Here is a 13,793-nt window from a genome sequence, read left to right as displayed (position 1 = left end):
CAAGGTGGTCACCTGCCCGTGGTGCGGGCGGTCAGACGTCGCTGCGGACCAGCCGGTACGCGGCTCCCGCCAGCGCGAGCGCCGTCCAGCCGAGGAAGACCAGCAGTCCCGCCGTGGGTGACAGCGTGGTGCTGTCGTGGGTCAGCGCGAAGAGCGACTCGCCCGCGTTGCTCGGCAGGTACGGGCTGATGTCGTCCCGCCAGGAGCTGGGGAGCAGGGAGATGAGTCCCGGGATCAGCATGAACGTGGCGACCAGCACCGAGATGCCGCCGGCCACCGACCGCAGCAGCGCGCCGAGGGCGACGCCGACCACTGCGACGAGTCCGAGGTAGAGCCCGGCGCCCAGCAGACTGCGCACCGCTCCGGCGTGCGAGAGGCTCATGGCGGCGGGTGTGCCGGAGACGATGCCGCTGCCGAACCCGAAGGCGATGAACGCGCCCAGGGTGCCGACCACGAGGGCGACCAGGCCGAACACGGCCGCCTTGGACCACAGGACGGGCAGCCGGCGCGGTACGGCCGCCAGCGTCGAGCGGATCATGCCGGTGGAGTACTCCCCCGCCGTCACCAGCACGCCGAGCACGCCGAGGGCGAGCTGGGCGAAGTTGGTGCCGAAGAGGGACAGGCTGACAGCCGTCGAGTCGGCGAAGTCCCGGTCCATGTGGCCGGAGCCGATCCCCGACTTGTAGCGGCTCGAGGCGATCAGGCCGAACGCGACGAGGAAGAGCAGGCCGAGGCCCAGGGTGATCCACGTCGAACGCAGCGTCCAGAGTTTGGACCACTCCGAGGCCAGCACGCGGCGCCCGGTCACCCGGTAGGCGGGCCGGGAGGGCGCGGCCGAGCGCGCCTCGGGGGTCGTCGTCAGGGTGCTCATGCGGGCCTCCCGGCGGTCGCGAGGCTCTCGACGGTGGTGGTGCCGTGGTACTCCACGGCATCCCTGGTCAGCTCCATGAACGCCTCCTCCAGCGATACCGACCGCGCGCTCAGCTCGAACAGCGCGATCCCGTGCTCGGCCGCCCTGAGACCGATCTCGCGGGCGCTGAGCCCGGTCACCTGCAGTTCCTCCGCTCCGATACGGCCGGTGACGTCGACGCCCGGACCGGCCAGGACGTCCCGCAGCCGCGCGGGGTCCTGCGTGGCCACCTTCACGGTGTCGCCGCCCGCCTCGCGGATGAGGTCCGCCACGGTGGTGTCGGCCAGCAGCCGGCCCCGCCCGACGACGATGAGGTGGTCCGCGACCAGGGCCATCTCGCTCATCAGGTGGGACGACACGAACACCGTCCGGCCCTCGTCGGCGAGCGACTTCAGCAGGTTGCGGATCCAGAGCACGCCCTCCGGGTCCAGTCCGTTGACCGGCTCGTCCAGCATCACCGTCTGCGGATCGCCCAGCAGCGCCGCCGCGATGCCCAGGCGCTGGCCCATGCCCAGGGAGAAGGCGCCGGCCCGCTTCCTCGCCACACTGCCGAGCCCCGCGAGGTCGATGACCTCCTCGACCCGGCGCCGGGGGATCCCGTGGGTGAGCGCGAGCGCCCTCAGGTGGTTGTAGGCCGAGCGGCCCGGGTGGATCGACTTCGCCTCCAGCAGGGCCCCGACCTCCTGGAGCGGCGCGCGGTGCCGGGCGTAGTGGTGGCCGTTGACCTGAACGGACCCTCTCGTCGGGGCGTCGAGTCCGACGATCATGCGCATGGTCGTCGACTTCCCCGCTCCGTTGGGCCCCAGGAAGCCGGTCACGGTGCCCGGCTTGACGGTGAAGTCCAACCCGTCGACGGCGGTCTTCTCGCCGTACCTCTTCGTCAGCTGCTGTGCGTCGATCATTCGCGTTTCTTCCTGTCGGGCACTGGCGTCCATCGGTCGCCCCCGAACGCCTCACCCGACAACCTAGGCACCGAACTGCCCCGATGCCGTGGTACCGGGGGCTGATCCACACCCGTCCGGTCGTACCGCGGTACTACGTGCCGCCCCGCCGGCTCCCGCCGTGCAGGCTGCGTTCAGGTTCGCGGTGCCACGGTGCGGATCACGACCGCGGAGCACCGGTCTGGGCGAGACGGCCTCCGACCTGCCGGCCCGTCTGCTCGGGGCGGTACCGGCGGTCGCACTGTCACCCTCGTGTGGACGGCGGCGATCGTCGGACACGTCGGCCGGCTGACCCTGCCACAGCGCGGCACACGCACCCACTCCGCGGCCTGAGACCGGCCCGGCCTGCGAGTGCCTCCCGGCCGGGGCCGCACCCCGGCGGGCGGATACCTCCCGGCCGGGGGCCACACCCCGGCGGCCGTGCCGAGGCTCCCGGGTTCCTCCCGGATGGGCCGATCCGTCCGGTCCGGCGTGATCGCGGAGGGACAGGGCAAGCGGTGGAGCAGACGAGAGAACCGCTGCAATCCACTCGACGCTCCGGGAGCCCGTACATGATCATCGCCGTTGTCCTTGCCGCCTGTGTCCTCCTGGCCGTGCTGGCCTTCTTCCTGCCGCGGCTGTCCCGGCATCCGCAGAACGGCGCCCAGCGCGGCCTCGGCGCCGGCTCCCGCGCCGGGTCGAAGGCTCCGGGTGCGCTGGGACGGCTGCTGAGCAAGCCCTTCAGCTCCAGTTCCCGCGCGGTCGGCCGCAGCGGCTCCGCCGGCCGCCGGGCCCGCGGCCGCCTCCCGTTCTGAGCGCCGTACGTACGTCCCGGACACGCGCCGCCGACCGAACCCGGTCGGCGGCGCGTGTTCGTCCGGGCGTCCTGCGGGAACTGTCCACGTCGGCCGGTACACGGGGATGATGGGGAGACTGACGATGTCAGAGCACGACGACGAGACGCGGTACGAGGACGACGAGACGCGAACCGAGGAGGATCTGCTCGACGGCCTGCGTGTGGACGAGCGCCGGCCGGAGAAGCCGATCCTGCTGGACGCCGACGGCAGCGCCGTGGACACGTGGCGGGAGAACTACCCGTACGACCGGAAGGTGAAGCGGGCCGCCTACGACCGCACCAAGCGGGTCCTGCAGATCGAGCTGCTGAAGATGCAGCGCTGGGTGAACGAGACCGGGCAGCGGATCGTCGTGCTGTGCGAGGGCCGTGACGCGGCCGGCAAGGGAGGCACGATCCAGCGGTTCACCGAGCGGCTCAACCCACGGGGCGCCCATGTGGTGGCGCTGGCGAAGCCGACCGAGCGGGAGGCGGGCCAGTGGTACTTCCAGCGGTACGTGCCGCACCTGCCCTCCCGCGGTGAGATCGTCTTCTTCGACCGCTCCTGGTACAACCGGGCCGGCGTCGAGCGCGTCATGGGCTTCTGCACCGAGGCCGAGTACCGCACCTTCCTCGAACAGGCCCCGCTGTTCGAAAAGATGCTGACCAAGGACGGGATCCTGCTGGTCAAGTTCTGGTTCTCCGTCTCGCGGGCCGAGCAGCGGACCCGGTTCGCGATCCGCCAGGTCGACCCGGTTCGCCGCTGGAAGCTCTCCCCCACCGACCTCGCCTCACTCGACCTGTGGGACGAGTACACCGCCGCCAAGGTCGACATGTTCCGGGCCACGGACACCCCGCACGCCCCGTGGACGGTGGTCAAGAACAACGACAAGCGCCGCGGCCGGCTCGAGGCGATGCGCAGTCTGCTCGACCGCTGCGACTACCCCGCCAAGGACCACACGGCCGTCGGCAAGCCGGACCCGCTCATCGTGGGCGCCGCGAACACCCTCCTGGAGACCGGCGAAGCACCCACCGACCTCTCCCCCACCCCGCTGGCCGGGTACGGCCACGGCCCGGGGAACCACCCGAACTCGGCTGACAGCAAGGGCAGTTGACGCACGGGCCGATGTGCTGCGTGGGCCGCCGTCCCCACCTCGCACCCGGACGCTTCCGCCGGCGGACGTGTGGCTTCCACCACTGCGTCCGAGGCGCAGCGGGCGGACCTCGGACGAGTTCCTACCCGGCTGGCCGTACTCGTTCGTCGCCGCGCTGGAGTCGGGCCGGACGTCCTGGTGCCAGCTCCTGGACGCCGTGCGTCTCGGGCCCGTCGACGACGTCGCCGAGGTCACCGCTGCCCAACTCCGCCGGGTGGTCGTGGATCTGATCGAGATGGGCCGCTGGCACACCGGCGACCGCGACATCCTCATCGTGTTCGACGCCGGCTACGACGCCCCGCGCATGGCCCACCTCCTCGACGGCCTCCCGGTCGGGGTGCTGGGACGGATGCGCTCCGACCGCGTCATGCGACGGCCGACGCCCTCGCTCAAGGAGTACGCCCTGTCTTGTCCCCAGGGCGGGCGACCACCGAAGCACGGCAAGGAGTTCCGCTTCGCCAAGCCGGAGACCTGGGGCGAGCCCGACGCTGCGACGGTTCAGGTCCCCGACCGGTACGGAACCGCCCGCGCGACGGCCTGGGACCGCCTCCACCCGAGGCTGACCACCCGCTCTGCGTGGATCGACCACACCAATGAACTCCCCGTCATCGAGGGCACGTTGATCCGCCTCCAGGTCGACCGCCTGCCCAGTGGTGGAGACCCGCTGCCCCTCTGGCCATGGTCGTCGGCCACCGGTCTGAGCGGCGAGGACGTCGATATCCGCTGGCAGGCCTTCCTGCGGCGCTTCGACCTGGAGCACACGTTCCGGATGATGAAGCAGACCCTGGGCCGGACCCGCCCGAAACTCCGCACCCCCGAGGCCGGCGACCGCTGGACCTGGATCGTCATCGCCGCCCACACCCAGCTCCGCCTCCTCCGCCAGGCGGCCACCGACCTGAGACGGCCGTGGGAGAAGCCGGCCGAGCCCGGCCGGCTCACCGCGGCCCGGGTCCGCCGGGGGTTCAGGAACCTCCGCCCCCACCTGCCCTGTCCAGCCCGTGCGCCAAAACCCTCAACTCCAGTCCCTGGAAGGCCACTTGGCTCGAAGAATCAGTGGCCCGCCACCCGCTACGACGTGGGCAAGACGATCAGACGCCCCGGCACCATCGCCGAACGTGACCAGGTCAGACCATGAAGGACAGGCTCAGCCGGCGAGCAGGGCGTGCACCCACTGGTCTTCGCGTTGCTCGATGTATTCGGCGTCGTTTCGCCAGGCGTCACCGTGGCCTTCAGCCCACAGCCTTGCCCAGGGTTGGACACCTTGGGCTGCCTGGTCTCGAAGGAAGTCGTGCATGGAACGCGTACGGCGCCCCAGCAGAGGGACCAACCGACGACGTTCGGACTCATCGAGACCGTACGCGTCGGCGAAGACTCGCAGTCGTTCCGCCGCGTCCGGGCGCTGCCAGTCTGGATGTGCGGACAGCGGGATGAACCCGTGCATGGCGTATGCGACATCCCACAGGAGGGAGCCGGGACCTGCTGCGTCCCAGTCGATGAGGGCCCACCGCGTCTCGTCTGCGACCACGAGGTTCCAGGGGGCCAGGTCGTTATGGGCGATGATGTCACCGCCCTCGGGAGGGATCAGCGTCTGCCAGTGCGCGTCGGACGGGGGCGTGAAGTCCTGCACGGCATCGTGGAAGTCTCGGACGAGGCGTGCAACGCGAGCCAATTGTCGAGCAGGTTCCATCAGCGAGAACCGGTCGGGCCAGACCACATGTCCCGGCATGAAGGTCAGGACCTCACGTCCTTGATCGTCGATGCCGAGTGGGCGAGGCGCCGCGCTGAATCCCACCTCGTTCAGGTGGGCAAGCAGGGCATGCACGGAGGGAGTCCACGGTCCTGCCGGACGGCGAACGGTGTCGCCGACGCGAACGACACCATCACTGACGTTGCCGCCAGGCAACGGCTGTTCATCATCGTGCTGCATCGAACCAGTGTGTCGGACCAGCTCGCCAGGATCACCCCATTAACAGGGGAACGTCAGACTGCGGGCAGAGGTTGAAGAACAAGCTGAGCGCCTGTGTCTGATGCGCGCATGACAGGTTGGGTGTACGGCTTCAGTGTTGCTGTCGCCTGCGGCTATCCGGCATCACGGACCGAGTGTTGTCAGTAGGGCCTGTCAGGATGCGGCCATGGAGTCTTCGAGGATCGTTGAAGCGATGTGGGACCGCATGCAGGCCCGGGACTGGGAGGGGCTAGGCGAGTTGCTGGCCGATGACCTGGTGGTGGAGTGGCCCGTGAGTGGAGAGCGGATCGTGGGTCGCGACAACTTCGTGAGCATCAACGCGGAGTACCCGGAGGGGTGGTCGATCCGGGTGCTGCGGATCGTGGCGGATGGCGAGGCAGTGGTCTCTGAGGTGGAGGTCCCGCACGACGCCATCGGGGTCCACCGCGTGGCATCGTTCTGGACCGTTCGGGACGGAAAGATCGTTGGTGGGCGGGAGTACTGGACCGAGCTGGGTACGGACCCGTCGCCGGAATGGCGGGCCGCGTACGTGCAGCGGATGTAGACCGCTCGCGTTGGCCGTCCGTGCGCCTGTCGTAAGCCGGCTGCCGGTCCTACGGTGCCCGTATGAGCAGGGACGGTGGCCCCGCTGCGGCTGGTTCTGGTCGCGGAGGGGGATGTTGGACCGCGGTCGTGCCGGGGGGTGCGGTGGGCCGTTAACGCCGTCGGCGAAGGCCACGGCGGTGTTCTGTGAGGCGGCCTGCCGCTCCAGGCACTGGCGGCGGAGGCGTCGGGCGAGGACAGGGACCGTGGCGGTGAAGGCCGTCCGGACGGCCGACTGCCCGCAGTGCGGGGTGTCGTGGATGGTGGGAGTCGACCGTCCCGCCTCGGCCGTCTACCGCTCTCCCGCCTGCCGCAAACGGGCCTGGCACGCGCGGCGCGCGCAGTCCGGCGGGGTGTGAGCCTGCGCGTTCGGTGATCGCGGGGCCGCTTCGGGCGCCGGGGCTACCGGCCGGTGATCACCACGCGGGCTCCGCCTTGCACCAGCAGCTCCGCTACCGCGAGCCCCATGCCGCTGCTGCCACCCGTGATCACCACATTCTTGGTGAGGACCCAGGGGATGGTCGCCTGCGTTCGGCTCGTTCCCCGCCTCGCGACGACGCCCGAAACGGCTCGTCAGGTACTCCTGCCGTCCTGACCGCTCAAGAGCCTGGCCGTTCTCCTGGGGCGAGGGCTTGGTTCTCGGCTCGGATCATTCGACGCAGGCCGTTCCGCCAACCGCCCTGGCCAACCTGCTCGGCCGCACCCGCGCCTGCACCCTTGGCCACCTCAAGTTCACCGGGCATCGCGAGCAGAGTCTCAGACGGTGCCCTCGTCCGGCTTGTCGAGGAGAGCCAGTTCCTCTTCGGTCAGGCGCAGGCTTCCGGCGGCGATGTTCTCCGCGAGGTGTGCCGGGTTCGTGGTGCCGGGAATGGCCAGCACGTGCGGACCGCGGTGGAGGGTCCAGGCGAGCCGTACCTGGGCCGGCGTCGCGTGGTGGGCGTCAGCGACGGAGTGGACCCGCGCATCGTGCTCCTGGCCCGCGGCCGCCTCGCGCCGCAGGCCGGAGACCGCGAAGAACGGGACGAAGGCGATGCCCTGCTCCCCGCACAGGTCCACCAGCCCGCTCTCGTCGGCACGGCGCCAGTTCAGGCCGTAGGAGTTCTGTACGCAGACCACGGGCGCGATCTTCTGGACCTCGGCCACGTGCTCGGGCAGGACACCGGAGAGCCCGAGGTGCCGGACCAGGCCCGCCTCGCGCAGCTCAGCGAGGGCGCCGAAGTGTTCGGCGATCGAGGCCGTGCGAGGGCCGCCGGCGCGCAGGTTCACCACGTCCAGGCAGTCCCGGCCGAGCTGGCGCAGGTTCTCCTCGACCTGGCCACGCAACTGGTCGGGACGGGCCATGGAGAGCCACTCGCCGGAGGGATCGCGCGCCGGGCCGACCTTGGTCACCACGACCACATCGCCGGACCAGGACGAGAGTGCGCGGTTGATGAGCTCGTTGGCGGACCGCAGTGGTGAGAAGTAGAAGGCGGCCGTGTCGATGTGGTTGACACCCTGCTCGAACGCGCTGTGCAGCAGGCCGACGGCGACATCGCGGTCGATCGGCATGCCGTCGGAGTTGCCCATCATGCCGTTGCCCGTCAGCCGCATCGCGCCGTAGCCGATGCGATTCACCTCCAGGTCCCCGAGCTTCCAGGTCCCTGCTGCCGCTGCTGCGCTCACCGTGCTCCTTCACCCGTCGGTTCGTCAGGTCCCGGAGTATGGGGCCGTCACGGTGTGCTGCGACAGATCAACGGGCTGGGCGAAACGTCACACGCCTATCGGGAACTCGCCATCGTCGCAAAGCCGTTGGACCTGACAAGAGAGCGTCGGTCGGGACGAGCTTTCAGACCTTGTGCCGCTGTCCTGCCGAGGCGGCAGACGATGGTGGCTGCGTCCAGTGCGGCCGGGCAAGGCGATCACCATTCCGCCGGTCGGACGGGGCTCGGGCGAGCGAGACGGAACGCGACCTGCCCGCGAGCAGCGAGTGGTGAGACGAGGCGAGCAGGTCCGTCCCGTGCCTGGGTACAGGGTGGGGATTTCAAAAGGCCCCATCACCAACGCGCTGCCGTTGCCGTTCGGAACGGCGACCGTCGACGCCCAGCCGAACGGCAAGCGGGATCACTACATCCTCCATGCCCTCGTGACCTGCGCGAAGAGGATGTGACACAGCTTCTGAACGGCCGGAGTCGGCCATGGCGGTCCGACACCTCAGGTGTTGTCCGTGCCCCAGGCTGCCGGGCCGCGGGAGATCAGTCCGGTCTCGTACGCGAAGACGACCGCCTGGGCCCGGCTGTTCAGCATGAGCTTGCTCATGCAGCGGTGGACGTGTGTCTTGATGGTCGCCGTGCTGAGTACGAGTCGCTGGGCAATGTCGGAGTTGGACAGGCCCGCCCCGACCAGCCCGAGGACTTCCAACTCCCTGGGGGTCAGCGTGTCCAGCCCGACGTGCGCCTCGGGCGCGGCCGGGCGGGGGGTGTAGGTCTCGATGAGCCCTTTGATCACCGAGGCGCTGAACAGCATGTCGCCTGCGTGCACGGTGTCGATGGCGGCGAGCAGCCGGTCCGGCGGGGTGTCTTTGAGCAGGAAGCCGCAGGCGCCGGCCTTCAGCGCGCCGTAGACGTACTCGTCGAGGTCGAAGGTGGTCAGGACGAGGATCTTGGGGAGCGGGGGCGCGGCCTGGGCGAGGATGCGCTCGGTGGCGGTGATCCCGCTGATGCCCGGCATCCGAATGTCCATCAGGACGACGTCGGGTCTGGTCCGCGTGGCGATCTTGACGGCCTCCTCTCCGTCCTGCGCCTCGCCGATGACGTCGATTCCCGGTGCGGCCCGCAGGAGTGCGACGAGTCCCGAGCGGATGAGGAACTGGTCGTCTGCGACGAGCACTGTGGGCATGCGGGGTTTCCGCCTTCCTCGCGGCTGCCCGGCCGGGAGCCGAGACTCTTCCTCACCCGTCGCGGGCCACGGGAACGGTCAGCGCGACTTCGAACCCGCCCTGCGGCCCGGGGCCGGCGGTCACCGTCCCGCCGTAGACACCGGCCCGCTCACGCATGCCGATCAAACCATGGGCAGCGGGCCCCGCGGTAGCGCCGGACCGAACCGGCGCCTGTCCGTCGTCGGCCACCCGGACGCGGATCTCGGCCTCGTCGAAGTGCACCGTGACACGCGCGTTCGCCGCCGGCGCGTGCTTCATGACGTTGGTGAGGGCCTCCTGGATGACCCGGTAGACGCACAGGTCGACGCCCGGCGGCAGCGGGAACGGGGCGCCCGTGATCCGGACGTCGACGGGAACGCCCGCGGCTTCGACGCGCCGGGCCAGCTGGTCCAGCCGCCCGAGACCGGGGCTCGCGGTGGGGTCGCCCGGCCCTTCCTCTTCCTGGGCGCGCTCCGCCCCTTCCCTCAGCACGACCAGCATGCGGCGCATCTCCGCCATGGCCTCCTGGGCGCTGCCCGCGATGGTCTCCAGCGCCTCGCGGGCCGTCCCCGGATCGGAGGTGAAGACGTATCCGGCCAGGCCGGTCTGCACAGAGATGGCAGACACGTGGTGGGCGACCACGTCGTGCAGTTCACGGGCTATGCTCATGCGCTCGGCCATGACGGCCCGCTGCGCCTTCTCCTCCTGCTCCAGGCGCAGTTGCTCGCTGAGCACCGCGAGCCGCTCGCCGCGCTCCGCGAGCCGGCGGGACCGGTCGCCGGTCACCCACAGGACGACGACCGTCACGGTCACGAAGACCACACTGAGCGGGCCGATCCCGGGCTCGGCGAGTCGCGTGCCCCACAGCAGCACGAGCAGCGACGCGGCGGCACACTTCGCCGCGACCCTGCGCGGGCACGACGCCGCGACAGTGTAGAACGCCAGGCCCAGTCCGCAGACGACGACCACGTGGTAGTAGCCCAGGGTGAAATAGCACAGCGTCCAGGCCGCCGTGCTGACGAGCACGGTCAGCGGAGCCCGGCGGCGCACGGCCAGCGGGAGATAGACCAGGGCGATCAGCACGTAGGCCCATGCATCGGTGTGCCGCCAGTAGCCCTGCGAGTTCGGCCAGTTGCGCAGCATGGTGCCCATGATGCCGAGCGACACCACCGCGTAGACGATGTCTGCCACCTGCGGGAAGGCCTGGCGAACCGTCCCGCCCCACGTGCGCCGCGCGAACATCGTCCGAGCGTAGGCGCCAAGCGGTGATCGCTCCACCCCGCTGTCCACCACAACTGCACACCGTTGCAACCACGTTGTACTCCGGCAACCGGTCCGGGCGGGCTCCCGGAATCCGCTGGCCGACTGGGTGGCCCTCGTAGAGCTGCCGGCCTCAAGCGGCGAAGGCTGATGTGCACGCTTCCCTGGCCCGAGGTCAGTTCGGACGACTCGTGGTTCCGGATCTCCGCGCACCTCGACGAGCACGGTGGGCAGGCGTGGTGTCAGCTTCCTCGCCCGGCTGCCCGGACGGGAGCCGAGACGCCTGTTCACCTGCCGCGGGCCACGGGGACGGTCAGCGCGACTTCGAACCCGCCCTGCGGCCCGGGGCCGGCGGTCACCGTCCCGCCGTAGATACCGGCCCGCTCGCGCATGCCGATCAAACCATGGCCGGCGGGCTTCGCGGTGGTGCCGACGGGAGTTGCCCGCGCTCCGTCGTCGGCCACCCGGACGCGGACCTCGGCCTCGTCGTAGTGCACCGTGACACGCGCGTTCGCCGCCGGCGCGTGCTTCATGACGTTGGTGAGAGCTTCCTGGATGACCCGGTAGACGCACAGGTCGGCGCCCGGCGGCAGCGGGAACGGGGCGCCCGTGATCCGGACGTCGACGGGGACACCCGCGGCTTCGACGCGCCGGGCCAGCTGGTCCAGTCGCCCGAGTCCGGGGCTCGCGGTGGGGTCGCCCGTACCCTCCTGGGCACGCTCGGTCCCCTGCCTGAGCACGACCAGCATGCGGCGCATCTCCGCCATGGCCTCGTGGGCGCTGCCCGCGATGGTCTCCAGCGCCTCGCGGGCCGTTGCCGGGTCGGAGGTGAAGACGTATCCGGCCAGGCCGGTCTGGACGGAGATCACGGACACGTGGTGGGCGACCACGTCGTGCAGTTCACGGGCTATCTTCATCCGCTCGGCGATGACGGCCCGCTGCGCGTTCTCCTCCTGCTCCAGGCGCAGTTGCTCGGTGAGCACCGCGAGGCGCTCGCCGCGCTCCGCGAGCCGGCGGGACCGGTCGCCGGTCACCCAGGCGACGGCGACCATCACGGACACGAAGGCCACACTGAACGGGCCGCTCCCGGGCTCGGCGAGCCGCGCGCCCCACAACAGCACGAGCAGCGACGCGGCGGCGCACTTCGCGGCGACCCTGCGCGGGCACCGCGCCGCGACGGTGTAGAGCGCCAGGCCCAGTCCGCTGACAACGACCACGTGGTAGTAGGCCAGGGTGAAGTAACACAGCACGCAGGCCGTCGTGCCGATGAACACGCTCAGCGGAGCCCGGCGGCGCACGGCCAGCGGGAGATAGACCAGGGCGATCAGCACGTAGGCCCATACATCGGCCTGCCGCCAGTAGCCGTGCGGGTCGGGCAGGTTGCGCAGCGCGGTGCTCGAGATCCAGACCGACACCACCGCGTAGACGGTATCTGCCACCTGCGGGAAGGCCGTGCGAACCGCCGGGCTCCACGTGCGCTGCGCGTACATCGTCCGAGCGTAGGCCCCAGGCGGTCGCTCCACCCGGCTTTCCACCCCGGCTACACCCCAGGTGGTACAGCGACAACCACCCTGGTTGCAAGCGCGGTTCAACCCTTGGTTGGGCGAGGAAGGAGGGTCCTTCCAGCTAGCTTTCCAGCTGTCACAAAGGCTGGGCATCGCCATGGCACTCCTCACGGAATTCCGGCGCTGGCCGGTTGTCCGATCGGCTCTGCCTTCATGAAAAAGCAGGCAGCGTCCGTCCTGACGCGACAACGATGGTCCGGAAGACTCGGGGGATTGCACGATGCGACGACCACAACGAATGCCGGTGATGATCAGAACGCTGGCGGCAGCAGCACTCGCGCTCGGTGCGCTGGGGGCCGGTGCCCAAGGCGTGCGAGCGGACGACACCGCCCCGGACACGGCGCGACCGCCGGTCGCGGTCGGCCGGGCGGCCTGGGCCACCGGCACCGACCGGCAGAACGCCGTGATCGCGTACTGGACCAGCGAGAACATGGCCCAGTGGAACGCCAACAACACGGACTACGGTGTCGACGGCCCCCACTACAGCAATCTGGACGAGGGCCGCGTGTGGAGCCGTCCCGGTGCGGTGCACAAGACAGTCGGGCGACTGTACTACCGACAGACACTGGCCTGGCCGGCCACCACCCGGCCCAGCAGGCCCGGAGACACGGTCGGCGCGGTGGACTCGACGAAGTGGTTCCATGTCGACTCCACCGGAGCCTATGTGCCGGCCGACGACACCGCCCAGCACATCTTCAAGGACAGCACGACGGTGACCTCCGTCGCGGACGGGACCACCACCACGGTCCGCACCGTCGCCTACCCCACCGAGTGCTCGGCGAACGCGGTGGACAGCGCCAACGGCAGCACCGTCCTGTCCGCGGGCCACTGTGTGGCCAATCCGCTGGCCGTGGTCGCGCTCGGCTCGCTCACCGGCACCATCCAGAAGGGCTCGGTGAGCGCGACCGACGACGCGTGGATGTTCATTCCCGGCTATGACGGCACCAAGGTCGGTCTGGCCCAGGCCCCCTACGGGCTCTGGCCCGCGACCTCCGTCCACACCACCGCGCAGTGGAACGACTTCACCACGCTGAACCCCGACACCGTCAACCTGTCCAACTTCAACTACGACGTCTCGGCGCTCACCGTCGCCGACCCGACCAGAGCCGGCGTGCGGCTGGCCGATGTCGTGGGCTCGCAGCACGTGGCCTTCAACCAGCCCTACAACCAGACCATGTTCGCCTTCGGCTACCCCAACGAGGGCAGCTGGGACACCGTCAGCACGCCGGTTCCGGCACCGGGTCAGGAAGGCAACACCCGTCAGATTTCACGCTACCGCTACGACGGGCGCTCACTCGTGGAGTGCAACGGCAGCACCTGGAAGGACTTCATCCTGAAGACCGACTACGAGATGACCTGCAACATGACGGGCGGTGCCAGCGGCGGCCCCTGGTTCCAGGACTTCGACCCGGTCACCGGCACCGGCACCCAGGTCGGGGTGAACTCCACCAAGTACCCGAACTTCGTCAGCGGCGAGGGGGTCTGGATGATCGCCCCGCACTTCGAGGACAACGACCAACTGCTCTACGACACGGTCCAGCACCTCACGCCCTGACCATCCCGTCACACGGTCAGGGCAAGCCCTCAGGCGGCGAAGGAAAAGCACGACCTCCATGTCCGCGTACCCCCACGGCCGCGGGGACGGGAGTTCAGCGATCCCTCGCCGCGTCATCACATCGATCAGTCGCACATTCGGACCACCTCACTGCAC

At 70.0% G+C, this 13,793-nt stretch carries 12 protein-coding genes and 2 pseudogenes; 6 read left to right on the top strand and 8 right to left on the bottom strand.

Annotation, left to right across the window (positions count from 1 at the left end; genetic code table 11):
* Nucleotides 1-31 precede the first annotated feature (31 nt).
* Together AC07AZ_RS28580 and AC07AZ_RS28575 are read right to left on the bottom strand one after the other, a co-directional pair.
* Nucleotides 32-871, bottom strand: a complete 840-nt coding sequence (locus tag AC07AZ_RS28580; protein ID WP_478852669.1) for an ABC transporter permease — start codon at nt 869-871, stop codon at nt 32-34.
* Entirely contained in the window at nt 868-1,812 is a 945-nt protein-coding gene (locus AC07AZ_RS28575) for an ABC transporter ATP-binding protein (RefSeq protein WP_478852667.1), read from the bottom strand. Before AC07AZ_RS28575 ends, AC07AZ_RS28580 begins: the two co-directional genes overlap by 4 nt.
* 590 nt (nt 1,813-2,402) lie before the next feature.
* Here AC07AZ_RS28575 and AC07AZ_RS28570 point away from each other — a divergent pair.
* The 3 genes and pseudogenes from AC07AZ_RS28570 to AC07AZ_RS28560 all read left to right on the top strand — a co-directional run.
* Nucleotides 2,403-2,645 (top strand): DUF6411 family protein, encoded by a 243-nt coding sequence (locus AC07AZ_RS28570; protein WP_478852665.1) that lies wholly within the window; start codon nt 2,403-2,405, stop codon nt 2,643-2,645.
* Nucleotides 2,646-2,769: 124 nt separating this feature from the next.
* Entirely contained in the window at nt 2,770-3,777 is a 1,008-nt protein-coding gene (gene ppk2, locus AC07AZ_RS28565; protein WP_478852663.1) for a polyphosphate kinase 2, read from the top strand.
* Nucleotides 3,778-3,871: 94 nt separating this feature from the next.
* Nucleotides 3,872-4,951: pseudogene (locus AC07AZ_RS28560) on the top strand (transposase); the annotation flags it as partial.
* A 9-nt stretch (nt 4,952-4,960) separates the two neighbouring features.
* Here AC07AZ_RS28560 and AC07AZ_RS28555 read toward each other — a convergent pair.
* Nucleotides 4,961-5,743 carry a phosphotransferase enzyme family protein gene (locus AC07AZ_RS28555; protein ID WP_478852661.1) on the bottom strand — a complete coding sequence of 261 codons (783 nt, stop codon included), beginning with the start codon at nt 5,741-5,743 and terminating at the stop codon, nt 4,961-4,963.
* Nucleotides 5,744-5,948: 205 nt separating this feature from the next.
* On the opposite strand from AC07AZ_RS28555, the gene AC07AZ_RS28550 reads away from it, so the two are divergent.
* Entirely contained in the window at nt 5,949-6,326 is a 378-nt protein-coding gene (locus AC07AZ_RS28550) for a nuclear transport factor 2 family protein (protein ID WP_478852659.1), read from the top strand.
* Nucleotides 6,327-6,570: 244 nt separating this feature from the next.
* Nucleotides 6,571-6,723 carry a hypothetical protein gene (locus tag AC07AZ_RS28545; RefSeq protein WP_478852657.1) on the top strand — a complete coding sequence of 51 codons (153 nt, stop codon included), beginning with the start codon at nt 6,571-6,573 and terminating at the stop codon, nt 6,721-6,723.
* A 46-nt stretch (nt 6,724-6,769) separates the two neighbouring features.
* Here the strand turns inward: AC07AZ_RS28545 and AC07AZ_RS28540 are convergent.
* From AC07AZ_RS28540 to AC07AZ_RS28520, 5 genes and pseudogenes are all read right to left on the bottom strand, one after another.
* Nucleotides 6,770-6,883 (bottom strand): annotated as a pseudogene (locus tag AC07AZ_RS28540) (SDR family NAD(P)-dependent oxidoreductase); the annotation flags it as partial.
* 237 nt (nt 6,884-7,120) lie between these two features.
* Nucleotides 7,121-8,026, bottom strand: a complete 906-nt coding sequence (locus AC07AZ_RS28535; protein ID WP_478852655.1) for an oxidoreductase — start codon at nt 8,024-8,026, stop codon at nt 7,121-7,123.
* 528 nt (nt 8,027-8,554) lie between these two features.
* The gene (locus tag AC07AZ_RS28530; protein WP_478852653.1) at nt 8,555-9,238 is read right to left on the bottom strand and encodes a response regulator transcription factor; all 684 of its coding nucleotides are present in this window, start codon (nt 9,236-9,238) and stop codon (nt 8,555-8,557) included.
* Between the two features lie 52 nt (nt 9,239-9,290).
* Nucleotides 9,291-10,499 carry a sensor histidine kinase gene (locus AC07AZ_RS28525; protein WP_478852651.1) on the bottom strand — a complete coding sequence of 403 codons (1,209 nt, stop codon included), beginning with the start codon at nt 10,497-10,499 and terminating at the stop codon, nt 9,291-9,293.
* A 305-nt stretch (nt 10,500-10,804) separates the two neighbouring features.
* Nucleotides 10,805-12,007: a sensor histidine kinase gene (locus AC07AZ_RS28520; protein ID WP_478852649.1), complete on the bottom strand. Its 1,203-nt coding sequence runs from the start codon at nt 12,005-12,007 to the stop codon at nt 10,805-10,807.
* A 322-nt stretch (nt 12,008-12,329) separates the two neighbouring features.
* Here AC07AZ_RS28520 and AC07AZ_RS28515 point away from each other — a divergent pair, with 322 nt between their 5' ends.
* Nucleotides 12,330-13,637: a trypsin-like serine peptidase gene (locus AC07AZ_RS28515; protein ID WP_478852647.1), complete on the top strand. Its 1,308-nt coding sequence runs from the start codon at nt 12,330-12,332 to the stop codon at nt 13,635-13,637.
* The last annotated feature ends 156 nt before the right edge of the window (nt 13,638-13,793 follow it).

It is taken from the genome of Streptomyces sp. NPDC043878, from assembly GCF_056435735.1.
Note: the sequence above shows the minus strand (reverse complement) of the source record. Positions and strands in the feature narration are given on the sequence as shown.